Origin of the sequence: Bradyrhizobium huanghuaihaiense (assembly GCF_025200885.1) — a bacterium.
Lineage (GTDB): Bacteria > Pseudomonadota > Alphaproteobacteria > Rhizobiales > Xanthobacteraceae > Bradyrhizobium > Bradyrhizobium huanghuaihaiense.
In genome coordinates this window covers 8069469-8086021 of the sequence record NZ_CP104172.1, presented here as the reverse complement: position 1 = coordinate 8086021, position 16553 = coordinate 8069469, and the positions used below count along the sequence as shown (strand labels likewise).

At 60.3% G+C, this 16553-nt stretch carries 15 protein-coding genes and 1 pseudogene; 13 read left to right on the top strand and 3 right to left on the bottom strand.

Going from position 1 to position 16553, the window contains the following annotated elements; all coding sequences use genetic code 11:
* Position 1: 1 nt before the first annotated feature.
* On the bottom strand, positions 2-790 hold the full coding sequence (locus tag N2603_RS38000; protein ID WP_260386204.1) for an alpha/beta fold hydrolase: 789 nt from the start codon (positions 788-790) through the stop codon (positions 2-4).
* A 1197-nt stretch (positions 791-1987) separates the two neighbouring features.
* Between N2603_RS38000 and N2603_RS37990 the strand changes: the two are divergent.
* Positions 1988-2679: pseudogene (locus N2603_RS37990) on the top strand (IS5 family transposase).
* Positions 2680-2947: 268 nt separating this feature from the next.
* Here the strand turns inward: N2603_RS37990 and N2603_RS37985 are convergent.
* Together N2603_RS37985 and N2603_RS37980 are read right to left on the bottom strand one after the other, a co-directional pair.
* Positions 2948-4261 (bottom strand): type II toxin-antitoxin system HipA family toxin, encoded by a 1314-nt coding sequence (locus N2603_RS37985; RefSeq protein WP_260386203.1) that lies wholly within the window; start codon positions 4259-4261, stop codon positions 2948-2950.
* Positions 4261-4512, bottom strand: coding sequence for a helix-turn-helix domain-containing protein (locus N2603_RS37980; protein WP_260386202.1), 252 nt, complete (start codon positions 4510-4512; stop codon positions 4261-4263). Before N2603_RS37980 ends, N2603_RS37985 begins: the two co-directional genes overlap by 1 nt.
* 523 nt (positions 4513-5035) lie before the next feature.
* On the opposite strand from N2603_RS37980, the gene N2603_RS37975 reads away from it, so the two are divergent.
* The 12 genes from N2603_RS37975 (at position 5036) to tnpB (ending at position 16519) form a co-directional block, all read left to right on the top strand.
* Entirely contained in the window at positions 5036-6565 is a 1530-nt protein-coding gene (locus N2603_RS37975; protein WP_260386201.1) for a Wadjet anti-phage system protein JetA family protein, read from the top strand.
* On the top strand, positions 6555-7193 hold the full coding sequence (locus N2603_RS37970) for a DUF4194 domain-containing protein (RefSeq protein ID WP_260386200.1): 639 nt from the start codon (positions 6555-6557) through the stop codon (positions 7191-7193). Before N2603_RS37975 ends, N2603_RS37970 begins: the two co-directional genes overlap by 11 nt.
* Positions 7190-10624 (top strand): SbcC/MukB-like Walker B domain-containing protein, encoded by a 3435-nt coding sequence (locus N2603_RS37965; RefSeq protein WP_260386199.1) that lies wholly within the window; start codon positions 7190-7192, stop codon positions 10622-10624. The genes N2603_RS37970 and N2603_RS37965 overlap by 4 nt, the downstream gene beginning before the upstream one ends.
* 2 nt (positions 10625-10626) lie before the next feature.
* Entirely contained in the window at positions 10627-11796 is a 1170-nt protein-coding gene (locus tag N2603_RS37960; RefSeq protein WP_260386198.1) for a DUF2220 domain-containing protein, read from the top strand.
* 515 nt (positions 11797-12311) lie between these two features.
* A complete protein-coding gene (locus tag N2603_RS37955) occupies positions 12312-12611 on the top strand; it encodes a hypothetical protein (RefSeq protein ID WP_260386197.1) in 300 nt (99 codons plus the stop codon).
* A gap of 185 nt (positions 12612-12796) precedes the next feature.
* Positions 12797-13066, top strand: coding sequence for a hypothetical protein (locus N2603_RS37950; RefSeq protein WP_260386196.1), 270 nt, complete (start codon positions 12797-12799; stop codon positions 13064-13066).
* 51 nt (positions 13067-13117) lie between these two features.
* Complete coding sequence (locus tag N2603_RS37945; RefSeq protein ID WP_260386195.1) at positions 13118-14161, top strand: nucleotidyltransferase domain-containing protein; 1044 nt, start codon at positions 13118-13120, stop codon at positions 14159-14161.
* A gap of 504 nt (positions 14162-14665) precedes the next feature.
* The gene (locus tag N2603_RS37940; RefSeq protein WP_260386194.1) at positions 14666-15040 is read left to right on the top strand and encodes a type II toxin-antitoxin system RelE/ParE family toxin; all 375 of its coding nucleotides are present in this window, start codon (positions 14666-14668) and stop codon (positions 15038-15040) included.
* 29 nt (positions 15041-15069) lie between these two features.
* Positions 15070-15372, top strand: coding sequence for a helix-turn-helix domain-containing protein (locus N2603_RS37935; protein ID WP_260386193.1), 303 nt, complete (start codon positions 15070-15072; stop codon positions 15370-15372).
* Between the two features lie 193 nt (positions 15373-15565).
* Entirely contained in the window at positions 15566-15724 is a 159-nt protein-coding gene (locus N2603_RS37930) for a DUF5343 domain-containing protein (RefSeq protein ID WP_260386192.1), read from the top strand.
* 49 nt (positions 15725-15773) lie between these two features.
* Positions 15774-16175, top strand: a complete 402-nt coding sequence (gene tnpA / locus N2603_RS45030) for an IS66-like element accessory protein TnpA (RefSeq protein WP_425248946.1) — start codon at positions 15774-15776, stop codon at positions 16173-16175.
* Complete coding sequence (gene tnpB / locus N2603_RS37925) at positions 16172-16519, top strand: IS66 family insertion sequence element accessory protein TnpB (protein ID WP_260386191.1); 348 nt, start codon at positions 16172-16174, stop codon at positions 16517-16519. Before tnpA ends, tnpB begins: the two co-directional genes overlap by 4 nt.
* Positions 16520-16553: the final 34 nt, after the last annotated feature.

Genomic DNA, 16553 nt, shown 5'->3' with positions numbered 1-16553 from the left:
TTCAGCCGCTCCTCTGGTCCGTTCGCGTTTCGCCAGGAGCCGTTCGCCCTGCGACGAGACCGCCTACCGTTTCAACGGCCTCTGTGATATCGGCCGTGTCGGCGTAGGTGACCATGTGCCCGGCATTCGGGACCAGGTGTAGCTCGGATCGAAGCAGCGCCCGGTGCAGATTGCGCGCCTGATCGGGTTCACTTATTTGGTCCGCTGTTCCGTGGAAAATGCATACTGGACACCGAACGGAGTGATAGGAAGATTGGAACTGTGCCGCCATCGGGATCATAAGCGCGCTTTCCTCTGCAGCCGCTCTCAGTTGTTTGGGCCTGACCGTTAGCGAAGCTGGAAACTCGTCTCTGAATTTTCGCGGCACAGGGCGCGGTGCGAACAGCTTGCGGATCAATGTCGGCAGCATTGCCCATGAGATGATCGGAGCGATGGTGTATCGGAACAGATCGCCCACTATGGGGATGGCAGGTCCCGACATCACCCACACGTCCAACCGTCGAGTGCGAAAATAGTAACCGGACACGAGCACGAGACCGCGGATCGGATAATCATTGCGCAAGCCCAACGCGATGGCGACGAGCGCCCCCCATGAATGGCCCAGCACGACCGGGTCGCGCACCCCGAGTTGCATGAACGCCTTAACGAATAGATCCGCTTGGGCTGTTGCGGTCCAGACATGTGAACGGGGCCGCTGGCTGTGTCCGAAACCTGGCCGGTCAAAGCAAAGAACGCGATTGCGACGGGCAAGATGGTCAACAAGCCCGCTAATCATGAAATCCTGGATCATAGAACCGTTGCCATGGAACAGTACCACCCATGGAGCGGCAGGATCGCCTCGCTCCACGTAATGAAGTCGTGACCCGGAGCGACATGTCAGCCATCCGACGGCCGCTCTCAAGCACGCTGGCGACTGGCATCGGCTTGGCTGCCACTCAGGTCGGAGACGAAATCGCTCAGGGGATGGGCCATGTTGATGTTCCCTCTTTCGTGACGAGTGATTTGTATATCAGCACATCTGCTTCACCGCACAGTGCCGTACTTCGAGGGCCAACGTGGGCGCGTGAGGACCGTTCCTCCTATGATGATCCTTTTCATCAGTGCTGGAGGTACGAAGGAACGAGAGCTCCGAGGCCCGGTTAAACGGGCGGACGAACTGCTTCCCAATGATGCGGCTCATCGAGGGTCCTCAATGTCCACGCGCCGCGTCTGCTCGGCGGCCTTCTCGCCGGTACGCCGAACCGTCTCTTCAGCACTGTGGGCAGTTTTCTCCTCCTGGCGGCTGAAAGCGTCTCTATCGTTGTTGCCGGGTTAATACTCGCTCTGGTCATTGGTAATGTCGTATTCTCGGTGCTGGCGGAACGGAGCAACGCTCCTATTGGTCGCTTCGTCGAATGCGATGGGATACGATGCTAAGAAACCGATAGCTGAAAGCATGGGACGCGCCGCTTAGCCGAGCGGTATGCCGCCGACAGGGCCAGCGTTCGCCGGAAGAGAACTGGAAGGCCGGTCAGGTTCGAACTTACTGAATCCACCCGTCAGGCCATCGATGACTAAAAGACGACCGGCAAGAAGCCGGGCGACCGCTTGTTCACCGGCCGCAAGGGGCCCGAGTGCAGCCTGACCACTCGGGCGCGCCTGTTGTCGGATTGGCTGGCTGGTATAGGGTTAGACCCTCACCGGTTCGGAACGCACTCACTGCATCGACCAAAGGCGACGCTCATCTATCGGCGCACTGGCAACTTGCGGGCCCGGCAGCTTCTGCTGTGGCATACGAAAATCGAGAGCACCGTCCGCTACCATGAGCGCGGCAATGTCGGCTCAGGGTCACGAACGACAAAACTCAAGGTGAGCATAATAGGTCCGCTTTCGGGTGCATAACGGCCAGTTGAGCCTGCCAGCCGAGCCATGATTCAAGCCATCCATCGGAAGGGCTCGAATCGTGCGCTACGAACTCACTGACTATGAGTGGTTTGCCATTAAGCCGATGCTGCCGAATAAGTCCCGCGGCGTGCCACGAGTGAATGACCGTCGTGTCCTCAATGGCATCTTGGTCTTGCGATCCGGGGCACCGTGGCGCGACCTGCCGGAAAGCTTCGGTCCGTACACGACCTGCTACAATCGGTTCGTTCGCTGGCGACGGGCCGGCGGTGTGGGCCAAGCTCCTGAGCGTACTGGGTGGTGCCCATGATGCTGCCGTGCGGATGATCGATACGTCCATTGTTCGCGTCCATCAACATGGAGCCTGTATCACAAGGAACCAGCGCCAATCGATGGGAAGGTCACGCGACGGTCTTACAAGCAAAATCCACGCGGTGGTCGATAGCAATGGTCTACCGATACGGCTTGCGTTGAGCCCGGCGAGGCGCACGACGTTCGACTTGCCGGAAAACCGCCATCTCGTCTCAAATCCGGATCAATGCTCCTTGCCGACCGTGGCTATAACGCCGACTGGATTAGGGCGCTTGCCATGAAGAAGGGCGCGTGGGCCAACATCCCGCCGAAAAGCAATCACAGCGATCCAATCTGCTTTAGCCCGTACCTCTATCGCGCTCGCTCGAACGGTTCTTCAACAGGATCAAGCAGTGCCGTCGGGTGGCGACGCACTACGACAGGCTTGCTGGAAACTACCTTGCCTTCGTCCAACTCGCATCTATCCGCCTATCTAGCCTAGTTTAGTTTGGAAACGCAGTCGCTGTTGGAGCTTGCACACGGATGGCGCGGGCCGCTCGCCGTCGAAGGAGAGCGGCCATCGCCGATCTTGAACCAGGCCCGCTTCTTGAGCCGCGGGTTGGCTGCTTTCGGGCAACGCTCCCTGTTGCTGATCGCGCTGCTGCTCCTCTGGTAGGCAGCTTCCAGGTTCGGATTGGTCGATCCGGTCGTCCTGCCACCACCGTTCACGGAGGTCATCGTAGCCGGCCGGCAGCTTGCGCAAACCGGCTATCATTCACGACTTGAGCACAGCTAGCGAATTCACGCGGCGCTTCGCGCCATCGGCAATCGATATGGCCATCTTCTCCGGAAATCCTTTTGGAAGTGCATTCAGCACCTGATCTATGGCTTTTGCGGCTGTATCGCCGAGCTGCTGGATGACAACCTTGACTGTTTTGTCGGGTAGACCGCAGCTTTTCGCAGTCTGCACGAAATGTCGGCCGAGAACCGTGTGGACGACGTAATGCCGGCTGCTGCCGATCGCCATGGCCAGCTTCATTTGGTTTTGGCTGATCTGTCCAGCGTCCAAACTCGGTTGGGTCGAAATGATGTCGTAAAGCGGGGCAAGATGAAAACGTCCGCCCGGCGCCAAATGAATGCTAAAATTCTTCGCGTGGCCATCGGTGGCGGCAAGCAGCCAAAACACGATCTGCGCCTTAAAGAAAATGGCCTGGTCGTCCTCAGGTGTATCGCTGCCCTTGAGGAAATCCGAGATTTTGCGGATGCCGGGTCCGCCATCGCATTCATACTTTCGCGCGGGTGGAACGGACAGCGCCTGGCAGCAGTCTTCCTGCGGCAGCCGCAACAGGCGGCCGTCGCGCGTCCAGATGCGATCGAACCGCTCAACTGCGAGCACGCGGCGCCCGGCGAAATCGATGATGCTTGATTTGGCGACAGGCAAGCCGAGTGCCGCAACCAGCTCAAGGCAGAGATGCTCGTTTTCAACGCTGCCGGTCAGGTCGATTCCGTTCGGCAACTTCCCGATCTGCGGCTTGATGATGTGCGTAGTTGCCGTCGTGCCATGAGGCACGTGCCACTTGTCTTTCCAGTAAAGCAGCGCTGTCTTTTCTTGCGCGCCCGCGAGAGAAATGCGGAAGTCCTGTTCGAGGCTGATGCCGAGCGGATTGCTGGCAAGATTGCCGAGAATGGCGGCGATCTCCTGATCGCTAGTCGCGCGGCCATCGATGGAGCCGGCGCCCCCGGGTGCGGCACCGTCGGGAAGGAATTGCAGCGCGCCAATGCAATCGCGGCCGATGGCGGAGAGCAGGTTGTAAGCGTCCGCGCCATCAGCATGCGCGCGTTCGGCGACGCGCCGGCGGATGTCGTCATTGTCGGGCAGAAGATTGTCAAAAACAGCGACGACGGGATCGCCGATGTAGTGATCCTCCCGCAGAGGCAGCGACACCGAAACGGGGATGGCATTTTCCCACGCGAGCCACTGCTCGTCATACTGGAAATCGATTGCACCGCTGCTCTCGCGCCGCAGCCGCCCGACCAGCCGTGCGTTGAGGTAGACGTTGAGCGGCGCGCGGGCAGGACGACGCGCCATCAGAACAGATCCTCAACCGCTTCAGCCGTCAATTTGGTGCGCGGCCGGATGACCAGCTCGAGGTCAAGCGCGGCCAGCGCATCCATTAAGATGCGCAGCTGCGTTGCGGGTTCGCCGGCCTCGAGCTTCGAGACCGTCGCTTGACGCGCATGCATCTTCTCACCGAGGTCAGCCTGGGTGAGCTTCTTCTGCCGCCGGTAGCGCCTGATCCCGGCGCCAATCTGTTGGGGGGTGCGGGCAATCGTATCCATAAGCTACCATACGCGAATGCGTATACATCGTCAATATACGCGACCGCGAATATCTCGCGGTTATACGTTTTCGCGTATATTTTCGCATAATACGCAGTTGCGTATAAGGCCCCGCGATCCCACTGCCTCTCTTATTGAAATTACCAAAAAACCTAAAGCTGATGATCGCTGTAGAGCTGGTGGCTCGAATCTGCCGGTGGGCGAGAGAGCCTCCGCGACATGTCGAACGTTCGTATCACTATCGTGCCAAGCAACTCCTTATATCCATTTTGCCGCAATAGTAACCACAACAAATTCAATGACTTGAGGCTGGATTATTCCGTATCTAAGACCGGACACTAGCTTCCGATCGGACTTTTGGAGTCTCGACAGCGATTGAGCTGGAAAGCTATACTAGAACATACTAAGAACGGATCTCTTCTGGTTGTATTTTCAAGACCCACTCTCAATAACAATGTTGTCCGGCACATCACGCGTTTAGCGTCGCCAACTCAGGATGAAGTCGGGCCCGGGAGCCGCGTCATTGACCTTGTTCCGCCATCTGCATGACGACGCCTTTTTAGCTTTTTCGCGCGATCACAAGCACCTGTACGCAGCGTGTCTGCTCGATCTACACGAACGCTTCTTTTCAGGCGCGCCGTCGTTCCCGACGCCGCAGCAGGTGGTCCACGCCATCTACGACGTCATGCGTGCCAACCCCGTCCTCTGGAGCGAGGGCGATGATTTGGCCAGCCTGCCGGAAATGATCTCCGCGGGACGCCGCCGGATGCGGAAGGCCGACGTCGCGCTCGCTTCCGAGAAGGGCGACAAGGCGCTCGGTCTGGCCCGACAACTATACGCTCGGCTGCTCGCCTGGGGATGGCTTGAAGAGGAGGAATACGGACTACGCGTTACCGTGGACATGGCTATGGGACCGCTGCTCGTGATCCAGCGGCTCGCGAGCCTCAACAAGGATCTCTCGCAGCGATTCGGCGGCTTGATCGTGCAAATCCGCCTCAACCTGGAGGCCGTCGAAAAACTGAGGCCTGAGATCACCGACCGCAAGCAGCGCGAAGCTGCGCTCGCCGTCCGCGAGGCGCGCAATCAGGCCGACCAGTTCACTAAGAGCCTGCGGGCCATTCTGGCCGACCTGAAGCGCGTCCGACGGACCGTCATGGAATCGAAAACAGTCGCTACCCGGCTGGAAGCCTTTTTCGAGGAGTTCATCGAACAGCTCCTGCTGAAGGATTTCGAATCCATCCTCACCGTCAACCATCCGTACCGCTTCCGCGACGCCATCGTCGATCTCGCGCGGAGGATCTCCTACACCCCCGAAACCATGCAGGTCCTCGCCGAGGAGTACACAGCTTCCAGCATGGCAGCCGACATCGAGGACGGTCGAATGGCCGCGGCCGACGACCTGCTGGCCATCGAAAGCATCTTCGATCAGATCGGGGAGATGTTCGATAGGATCGAGGCCTTCCGCAGGCAGCTCGAAGCCCGGGTCCGCAACACCATTAAGTACGCCGAGCGGGGCGGGCAGGGACTCGTCGGCCGGGCCGGCGACCTGGTGCGGCGCCTGGATGCCCTCCTGCGGGACGGCAGACACCACAGGGCGACAATCGAATGGAGCATCGAGCCGCTGCGGTCCCCCTGGTCGGAGCACCATCAGGCGACGACCAGACAGCCACGCCGTCCCGTCGAAGCAAGGGAGCTCGCCGAGCCGCCGTCGGATCCGTTGTATGAACTGCGCAAGAAGCTCCGCCTCGAGTACATCGCTCGCATCGCGCCCCGCCCCGAGGATGTCAGACGATTCCTCGAGGGCCAGGTGCCGCCATTCGCGACCAGGGAAGCCCGCTTCATGGAAATCGATACCGTGGACGACTTTCTCGCCTTCGATTGCGCCCGCCGATATGCGTTGACGGGCGAGGTTCCGGCGCAGGTCGCGGCCGGATTCGACCTGGAGCCGCGCCCAGACACACCGCCCCACGACAGCGAATGGCTTCGGTGTGCGAACTTCGTGGTCAGGCGCTCCGGCCCCCTCCGGAAAGCAGAGGCAGCCCATGCTCAGTGAGTTCGAAAACGTCGAGCGCTCCTTCGGCGCGGAAAAGGCAGCCGACCTCCGCAAGGCGCTGCACTTCCTGCTACGGCGGCAGTTCGTGTTCGCGGGAGATCCCCGGACCGGGACAGTCTACAACACGATCATGGATGGCCGCTTCCGCGACGTGGTCGACGGCTTCTTCGATAGTTGCGGATACCGCCTCCATCGCGATTCGGAGGCGCAGTGGGCCGGTATCGTCGCCATGGACGAGGACGTGCCGCTGCCCCGGATGAAGCTTGACGAAACCATCGTCATGCTCGTGCTGGCGGCATACTGGCAGCAGGAGGTGAACGTCGGAGCAGTCGAGGACCGGGCCGTCGTAGTGGCCACTTTGAACGACCTGTTCGATCGCTACCGCGAGATGGCGCAACACGGCGGCGGAGGCGCGATCTCGCCCGCCCGCTTCCGGGACGTCCTGCGCGAGGCCGCCCAACGCAGTTTGGTCGAGATCGGTGATTTTGACGACGAGCAGCAGGACTGCGAGATCAGGATCCGCCCGATGATTAAGCTGATCAGTGGCGGCGATGCCCTCCAACGGCTTGAGCGCTACGTCCGTAGCGAGGAGGCGCGGTTTCCGCAGCCCGCGGGAGACGAGGCATGATGGAGCTACGCCACCTGACGATGGTGAACTGGCACCTGTTCGACGTCGCCGACATCGACGTGACAGGACACGTCGGGGTCCTGGGCGAGAACCGGTCCGGCAAATCCACAATCCTCGACATGGCGCAGGTCGTTCTCACCGGCGGGAGCCGGCGGTTCTTGCGCCTGAACGCGGTCGCCGGCGACAGCGGAAAAGCGCGCAGCGGCTCGAAGCGCAGCGTCGTCGATTACTGCCTTGGGACGCTCGGCGAAGATCAGCGCCGGCGCGACGAGGCCCGCACCTACATCGCGCTCGGTTTCGAAGACACGGAAGGCGCCCGGCCACCGGTCACGGTCGGCATGGCGCTCGAGGCGCGCAAGTCCGACAGCAGGGAGACCGTGCTGGCACTGTTCGTCGCCGTCGGGACCGTTCTGAGCTCCAAGGACTTCATCGAGCAGCGAGGAAAGTCGCAATTTCCGGCGCCGTGGGAGGACGTGCGCGCCCGGATCGTCGCGGCGGTCGGCGAAGGCAACTTCGTCAATCATCGCGACCGGGCGAGCGACTACGTCCGCGAGTACATGCGCCATCTTCTGCCGCATTCGCCCTATGGCGAGCAGAACGCCAGCGCCCTGCAGAAATCAATCGTCAACGCGATGACGCTCGACCACAACCAGACAGCCACGCAGTTCGTGCGGAACTACATCCTCGAGGACAGTCCGATCGGCATCAAGGAGCTGCGCGAGTCGATCCAGACATACCGCAACATCAGCGAGACCATCCGGAAAATGCGCCTCAGGCTCGAAGCCCTGAGGGCGCTTCGGGGCGTCCTCGCCGCGCTTGAAGAGGCGCTCGAGACCAAGTTCAGGGAGGAGTGGATCGCAAAACGCGCGACTTGGCTCGCGGCGCGAGCCACGAATCTGGACTTCAAGACCAAGCGGCGTACCGAGATGGCGCGCCGGGACGCCGCAGCAAAAGAACTCGACTTTATCGACGACGACGTCAAAGCCATCGATAACGAGATCGAACGTCTCACGGCCGCGATCGCCGAGCACGATGCCAAGACCGGCAGAAAGTCCCTGCAACAGACCGCCGATGTGGCCGGGCAGGCGGCGCACCGCGCCTCGGCGGACTTCAAGGCTCGCATGGAGAACATCCGTCTCCTGGAGCCGCTAAGGGCGATGTGCGCGGACGGTTTCGAGGACTTCGTTCCTGCGCTTGAGCGTCTTCTGAACGCCACCGCCGGGGCCGACATCGGGGGCGTCTCCGACGAGGTCTCCGCGGCCGAGAAGTCCTTCGCGGCAAGCGGCGCCAAATGGCTGCCGAAGATCGACGAAGCGCGTCAAACGATCATCGCGGAGCTTTCCGGGCTCCGCGGCCGGCGCGACGAGGTGCTCGAACGGATCCGACAGCACGCCGCCGGAGGGGCGCGCGCCTATCTTGGCGACGACACTGAACTCCTCTGCCGCAGGCTGCGGCAGAAGGGAATGGTCCCGCGCGTGCTCTGCGACATCATCGAAGTCGCCGAACCCGAGTGGGTGGGAGCCGCCGAGGCGCTCCTCGGCCGCGACCGGGAAGCCGTGTTCGTGGACAGAGCGGATATCAGCGCCGCCACGTCAATCTTCAAGGAAGGTCGCCGCGAGTTTCGCCATGCATCGCTAGTGAGCCTAAATAAGCTCGAGCAGTTCAGGGCCAAGCCGGAGCGCGGCACTTTCCCCTCGATCTTCCGGAGCCAGGATCCGGATGCGATGGCCTTCATCATGCGCCGCTACGGCACGGTCCGCCTCGCGGACACGCTCGACCAGTTCAACAGGCCCGGCCGGGCTGTCATGAAGGACGGCCTCTACGACGACGGACTCGTCAGGACCCATCGCTGGATCGAAGCCACGCAGCACAAGATTGGAAAGGCAGCGCAGGCGAACGCCCTGCGATCCCTGCAGGATCAGGCCGAGGAACTGGGTCGCATCCTGACCGACAAGGGGAAGGAGGCCCATGCCGCGGAGCAGGCTTTTGCCGCTCTGAAGAACATCTGCGAGGGACGTAATGACCTGGGGGCTTGCGCGGCCGCCTTCGCGGCCGCGCAGATTGAGGTCGCTGAAGCTCAGGCCAGGCTCGAAGCGCTGGACGGCGCGGGGGACGGCGGGCTTCGCGACAAAAAGAGGGCGCAGCAGAAACTGAAGGAAAAGAGGCTGGAGGAGAGAAAGGCACAGCAGAAGGCGTTCGGCGAGCATGACGGCGAGGTCAGGTCGGCGGAGAGGAGGCTCGGAGAGGGCGAGAACGTGCCCGGCTCCGAACTCAACCTCAGGGTCGCCCGGTCGATATACCGCAAGTTCTTCCCACTCTACTCCACCGCGAAAGGCAGGGCCGTCTACCGCGACCGCCTCGATGCCGCAGCCCAAAAGGGCTTCGCGGAGATACACCGGGCCATCGCCGAGAAGGCCTTGAAGGATGCGAACACGTCCGACAACGAGCGCGCCCGGATCGAGCGGCGGGTCCGCGAACTCCTTTACGATTACTTCGACCAGTTCGGGATGAGTTCGCAGGTCGGCGCGGAGAGCGAGCCGCTGCGGGAGGTGAAGCCATGGATGGAGCAGCTCATCTCGGATATCGAATCCAATGAGTTGCGCCAGTACGAAAGGCAGGCGCGGGAAGCGGCGGAAAAGGCCTCTACCCTGCTGCGCGGCGAGTTCATCAACGCGCTCACGGCCCGGATCGGAAAGATGGAGCGGGAGCTGCAATCGTTGAACCGTAGCCTCTACGCCCATCCCTTCCATAACGAGCGATATTCATTCCACCGCACCCAGATGGTGGAATTCCAGCCCATCCTGAAGATCATCGAGATCGCCAAAACCTCTCCGGAGGCGCTCGATATGCTGTTCAGGGGTGACGTGCCCGATGACTTCCCGCACAAGGATACGATCGTCGCACTTGAGGCGCTGCTCGAGGATCCCGACAAGGATTTCACCCAGTTCGAGGACTACCGCAACTTCTACACCTTCGAGATCCACATGGAGGATGTCGGCACCGGCCGCTCGACGCGCTGGGAGCAGCGGCGCGGCACCGGGTCTGGCGCCGAACAGCAGGTGCCTATCTACGTTGCCATCGGCGCTTCGCTGGCGGCCGTCTACGGCAGCGCGGAGCGTCGTGCCGGCAAGCCCGCGGGCTTCGCCCTCGCCATGTTCGACGAGGCCTTCTCCAAGATGGACGGCAAGAACCAGCGGCAGATGATGAGCTTTTACAAAAACCTCGGCCTGCAGTTCGTGATCGCGGCGCCGTTCGAGAAGCGCGTCGCCGTGCTCGAGCACATGGACACCATCGTGGAGGTGGACCGGATCGGCGAGCAGTCCAGGGCTACCGTGGTGGAACTGAAAGAGAAAGCCAAGCACGAGCTGATGGCCATCGATCCGGACCTGATGTCCGAAGATGAGCTCGCCAGCCGTCTGGCCGCCGAGTAGCCATGGCTCGGCGTTTCACTGATGCGATCGGCCTGCTGAACGACCTGCTCAACCGCTTCGAGGCCGGGGCCGCAAGCCCGATCGCCCACCCGGACTACCCTGCCTTCCCATCAGTAGTCGCGGCGGACGCCTTCCTGAAACAGATCAGGGAAGCCGAAAGTGCCGGCGCGGTCTCCCTTGGTTGGGGGCGCGGGGCCAACCGAGACCAAGTGGCGCACGTGCGGTTGGCCTCGGCGGAGATCTTATACCGATATCTCGGCCGCACCCCGGCCTCACGCATCGCCGAGCATGCCGCCGTGCGGCTTGTAGCCGGAGTGGCGCTGCACGAGTCCTTGAAGAACAGCGTCTCTCAAATCGCAGAGGTGTGGGCGCGGGGTAAGACGTGGCACGGATTTGCCTCGTCCGACGTCGACACCCTGCGCCACGCATTCGTTCTCGCTCAGGCGATCCTCGATAACAAGCATCTGGACGTCGACTACAAAACTTTCTCGCGACGTACGGTGGGGCACAGCAAGATACTCGAGCGCATCGAGGGTGCCGTGGTCCGGCTTTTGAGCGGCAGAATGGACTTTCCGCCCGGCGCGCGGCCACGCGAGGCGCTCCGGGCAATCGGCCTTGAGCGCTTCGCGCCACCGCTGCTGATCGCAGGCAAGATCGACCTCGATGGAGCCGACCTCTCCGGAATCGCTCCGCTGTATCTCGGAATCACTCCCAAGGAAGCAGATCGCGTCCGCTTCCGGGAGCCGCCGGCCTACGTTCTAACGATCGAAAACTTCGCAAGCTTCAACCGGCACATCGCCGAAGCGGACCCCGGCCGATTAGGAACGACCATGTATGTCGGCGGGTACCCCTCGCTTGCCATCCAGCAGGCGCTGCGGACAATCGCAGGCCTGGTATCCGAACAGACGCCGATCTTTCATTGGTCGGACATCGATCCGGACGGCACCTGGATATTCCACACCATCGAGCGCGCCGTCGATCGACCGATCCGTCCCCACCTCATGAGCGTCGGAGTTGCCGAGCGTTTGGGACAAGTGCCGTTCAAAAAATCGGCACCCGCTCGATGTCCACCGGACTCCGGTATCGCAGCTCTGGCAGCGTACCTGGCGAAAGATGGAGCCAAGACACTCGAGCAGGAAGAACTCGATCCAGTCCTGCCAGAGTATCATTAGAAAATGCGCGCGGACGCTCGTGTTTGCGGCTTTGGCTGTCTCGCTCAAGACGTCGTTTGTTTCAAGCGCGACAACAGCACCGCCTGCAACTACGTGCTGCGGGAAAACCGACATCGTTTCTTCATAAATACGCTCAACCGGCATTGGCATGCCGGTTGCTTGAAGACGTGACGAAACCACTTGTGACTATGATGCTCGTTCAGCATCCGGCTGAGGTTATTCAGATGAAACTTGTTCCGTTTGATCATGGCAGAGGTCCCTTGATGCGCATTCCAAACCGGGCGCATGCCTTGACTCTGCCATCTTCGGATCGCGCTGCGGTTTGCCGGGCAGAAGCCGATTGTCTTGTAAGGGGGCTCGCAACGAATGGTGGTTCTCAACAAGAACCGCCAGCGTAAAGGCGTCCTCAGGACGATCGTTGGCATCGCTTTAGCCCATGGCTCAGGGTGGGCATCTGCGACATGCGGACCCTGCGTCCTTGAAGCTAAGAGCCGGCCTTGCATCGGTGCTTGTAGATGGTCAATGAGTTAATGCAGAACGATTGGGATCTTGAGAAAATACTCAGGCAACAGGACGAGCTCAAGGTCAAGCTGCTTCGCGCCCAATCGGTGGTCGCCGAATGTAAGGCAGGATTGGCGGATCTGGAGCGGAGGCTTGAGCGTCGAGCGGTCTCATCATCGATCGATGAACGCCAGCACAACTCTGCGGCAAACAATCCAATACGCAACGCACGACCGCCCAAATCGCGAAGCGTCGATAATCCTGTTAACCCGGATGCAGCCGTAGCGTTTTCGCCTCGATCATGGCACTTTTGAAAGCTGCCGCCGCGCACGTTAACGGCGACAGGTTTCGTCACGGACCTGGCGAAAGATCTCAAGACGCATGGTGTTGCGAACCCGGCGGCGAACTGGACAATTAGGTGCGGCCCTGCCGATAAATTCTCGCTTAGTCTGGGTTTTAGTGTGGGGAAATTTTCGAATGCGCTCTCGCCACGAGCACAATGGAGGTTAGAATCACCTCCCTCTCCGCCAGAACCCTCGAAAACTTCCGAAAATCAGCAGCCCTTTTTGATCTGAAAGGTTTTTCCGTCTCTTCCGGACGACCATCAGTACACAACGTCCGCCTGTTGCATTGGCGGAGGAAGAAACCCATCGGCGTGCGCTTGATCGGTGGTTCGATGGACGCGGGTAGCGAGGTGACTGCGAGTTCCCGGTTTCAACAGTTCGGTGCTATTTTCGATGGAACTGTTGAAACTATTGATTTCAAATGATAAATGTTGTTTCAACACCAAGGTCCAAAATCAGGCCGGATTGTTGAAACCATGGATTTTCAAGAGCTTAACAACGACCAACGCCGCGAGGTGGTCAATAGTCAGCAACGCTTCCAGGCCTTGAGGGATGCCAAGGAGGCCTACGATGCCCATAGGGGTTCCCTGACTTGGGTGGAGTCGAAAGGCCGCGAATACCTCGTCCGGAGCTACTACGACAAGGCGGGCCTCAGGAAGCAAGCCTCGCTCGGCGCGCGTTCGCCCGAAACTGAAAAGATGAAGGCGGACTTCGAAGCTAAACGTGCTGCTGCAGAAGACCGGGTGAAGAACTTGCGCGATACCATGGACCGTCAAGCCGCGGTCAATCGTGCGCTCGGCTTAGGCCGCGTTCCGTTGATTGGAGCCCGGATCATGCGCGCTCTCGACGGCTTCGGAATGTTGGGTTCTGGGATTCGGATTCTCGGGACCAACGCGATCTACGGGTATGAGGCCTCCTCGGGCGTCAGACTCGATCCGGGCTTGGCCACGACGGAAGACATCGATCTGCTGTTCGACGCGCGCGGCGGGCTTACGTTCGTCGCAGACGACGACGTCTCTGAGTCATCGCTCATGAAGATACTCAAGCGAGTGGACACCAGCTTCGAACGCGCCAAGCAGACGTTCCGCGCTGTAAACCGGGACGGCTATCTCGTCGATTTGATTAAGCCGATGCAGAGCCCACCTTGGAAGAAGGCTCCAGACAAGATCGGCTCGGATCCGGAAGATTTGACCGCCGTGCAAATCGAAGGACTCGATTGGCTGCAGAATGCTCCCGCGTTCGAGGCGGTCGCTATCGACGAAAAGGGCGAACCGGTACGCATCGTAGCTCCGGATCCGCGGGTTTGGGCCGCCCATAAGCTTTGGCTGTCCCGTCGGGCGGACAGGGAGGCGCTCAAACGCCAACGAGATGCAGCGCAGGCTGAAGCCGTAGGCGCTCTGGTGGCGAACTATCTTACTCACCTCCCGTTCGACGCAGAGCAATTGAGGATGCTTCCGAAAGAGGTGGTTAACAGCGCGGCGCCTCTTTTCGCTAAGAAAGATGGTGCTGCGCGAGCTTAGCGGCCAGGGTGAGCAACAACGGCTCCGGCATATCCGGCGCCGCCGATCATCAGCGGCACCATGATGATGATCAGCATGCTGCTGCTCATCGACATGCCGATGATCATGATGCCAGCATCATCATCATCCCCAGCAGCACCAGCAGCAGCAGCACGACCAGCACCACCAGATTGAGCATCGGCGCCGCCGGCAGCCCAGCGGCTGCTGGCGTCTACCTAAGAGCTATCGAAACGGCTTGCGATCGCTGCGAAATCGCTTACGAACGTACGAGCAAATCTTTGCGGCGTTAACGTTCAGTTTTCAGGCTTGGTCGCTGATTTCGACGACGGGGCCTTACAGAATCGAGTCGTTCTTAAAGCCCGCAATCGAGTCGCTCTTATAGTCCGAGCGAGTCGTTCTTAAAGTGGACCAACATGACCAACGATTATTATTGGTGGGCCCGCCTGGATTCGAACCAGGAACCAGACCGTTATGAGCGGCTGAATAACGATCAGCCTCGTTGATTTGCTGCATTTTTTGCTTGGGTTCGTCCGCGTTCGTGGCATTTTGGCGAGGTCGTTTCTGGTGCGAAACTGGTGCGGTCCGCTCGATCGCTATTGCGAGCTGCGAAGTCTGGATGAGGCCGACCGCCAGGCCGTGGGCCTCGACCTTATGCGCATTCAATACCGCTGGCCGGTGGGTATGCCGCTTTGCCGCGCACTGGGCGATGGGTTGTGGGAGGTGCGTACATCGCTGCCGAGCAACCGGATCGCTCGCGTTCTCTTTAGCGTGCAGCAGGGCCGCATTCTGGTCCTTCACGGGTTCATCAAGAAGACCCAGAAGACCCCGCCAGACGACCTAGCCCTTGCCCGCCGCAGGAACCGTGAGTTTGAGAAATGAAGGAGATCAAGATGGCCAGGAAGAAGGACGTGGCCAAGAAGAAGAGAGTAATCCGTTCCACCGCCAAACTCACCACGCTCGATGATTTCCTCGGCGAAGAAGGCAAGCTCGACGAGTTCGAGGCCATTGTCGTCAAGGAAGTCCTCGCGTGGCAGATCGAGCAGGCGATGAAGGAGAAGAACATATCCCGCAGCAACCTGGCCCAGCGCATGAAGACCTCGCGCAGCCAGATCGGGCGCCTGCTCGACCCAAAGGATGGCAATGTCACGCTGACCACGCTTCAGCGCGCAGCGCGCATGGTCGGGCGGACGCTTCGGTTGGAATTGGTTTAAGAGCTATCGGGTTCCTAATCCGTCGGCCTTCGAGCCTACAAAGCGATCAGGCTCATTGAGTGCACTGTCACCGTTTTCCCAAAGGCCCCAAGGGCGCGGTGTGAAAAATGAGGGATACCGGCGGCTTAATGTGATTGACAGAAGCCGATCATGCTACCTTGGCGTGGGCTGATTCGCTGAGGAGCACCATTCAATGCCGGTCCAGTTGCCGTATTTGAGTAGCTATAAAAACCTGCAAACACTTTTCGATAAGATTGGCTCCGCCAAGATCCCAGAGTCATTTACGCACGCGTTCTTGCAAAGCACGATCGGCCTCAAGGGCAGTATCCCTCCGGCGGCGGCCGTCTTGTGAAGTTCGGGCGTCTTTCTGAGGATGTGACCTTAAGTCTAGCCTTAAGGTCATGCCGCTAATGCAGGTGAAGGTATTGGGCGCCGAGCGCCGGCGCCGATGGAGTTACGACGAGAAGGTCCGACTTGTTGAGGAGACCTTGCAAGCTGGTGAGACGGTCTGCGGGATCGCACGCCGGCATGGGGTGGCTCCGAGCCTGCTGTTCACTTGGCGTCGGCAGGCGCGCCAGGGCCGCCTGGGCGGTGACGCCGTGCCAGTTCTCGTTCCTGTCGAAATCACTCCGGCGCCGGCTCAGATATCGATCAGCGCGCCGCAACCGGCGTCTTCGCCGCCTGCGCAGCGAAGGACTGGAATCATCGAGATCGAACTTGGCGGAGGCTGTCGCGTTCGGGTTGACCGGGACGTAGACGGTGAAGCGCTGCAGCGCGTCCTTGAGCTTCTGAGGCGGCGATGATCCCGATACCGAGCGGCGTCAGGGTCTGGATTGCCACGGGCTACACGGACATGCGGTGCGGCTTTCCGAGCCTGGCTCTCCGCGTGCAGGAAGTGCTCAAGCACAACCCCATGAGCGGTGGTCTTTTCTGCTTCAGGGGAAAACGCGGCGATCTTTTGAAGGTGATTTGGCATGATGGCCAGGGGGCATGCCTGTTTACAAAAAAACTTGAGAGAGGAAGATTCATCTGGCCTTCGGTTGCGGGCGAAGCAGTGACGATCTCTCCGGCGCAGTTGAGCTATCTCTTATCTGGAATCGACTGGCGCAATCCTCAAGAAACACGGCGTCCAACGCGAGTTGGATAGGCTTTTTACGATTGAATCTGCAGCCTGATCTGAT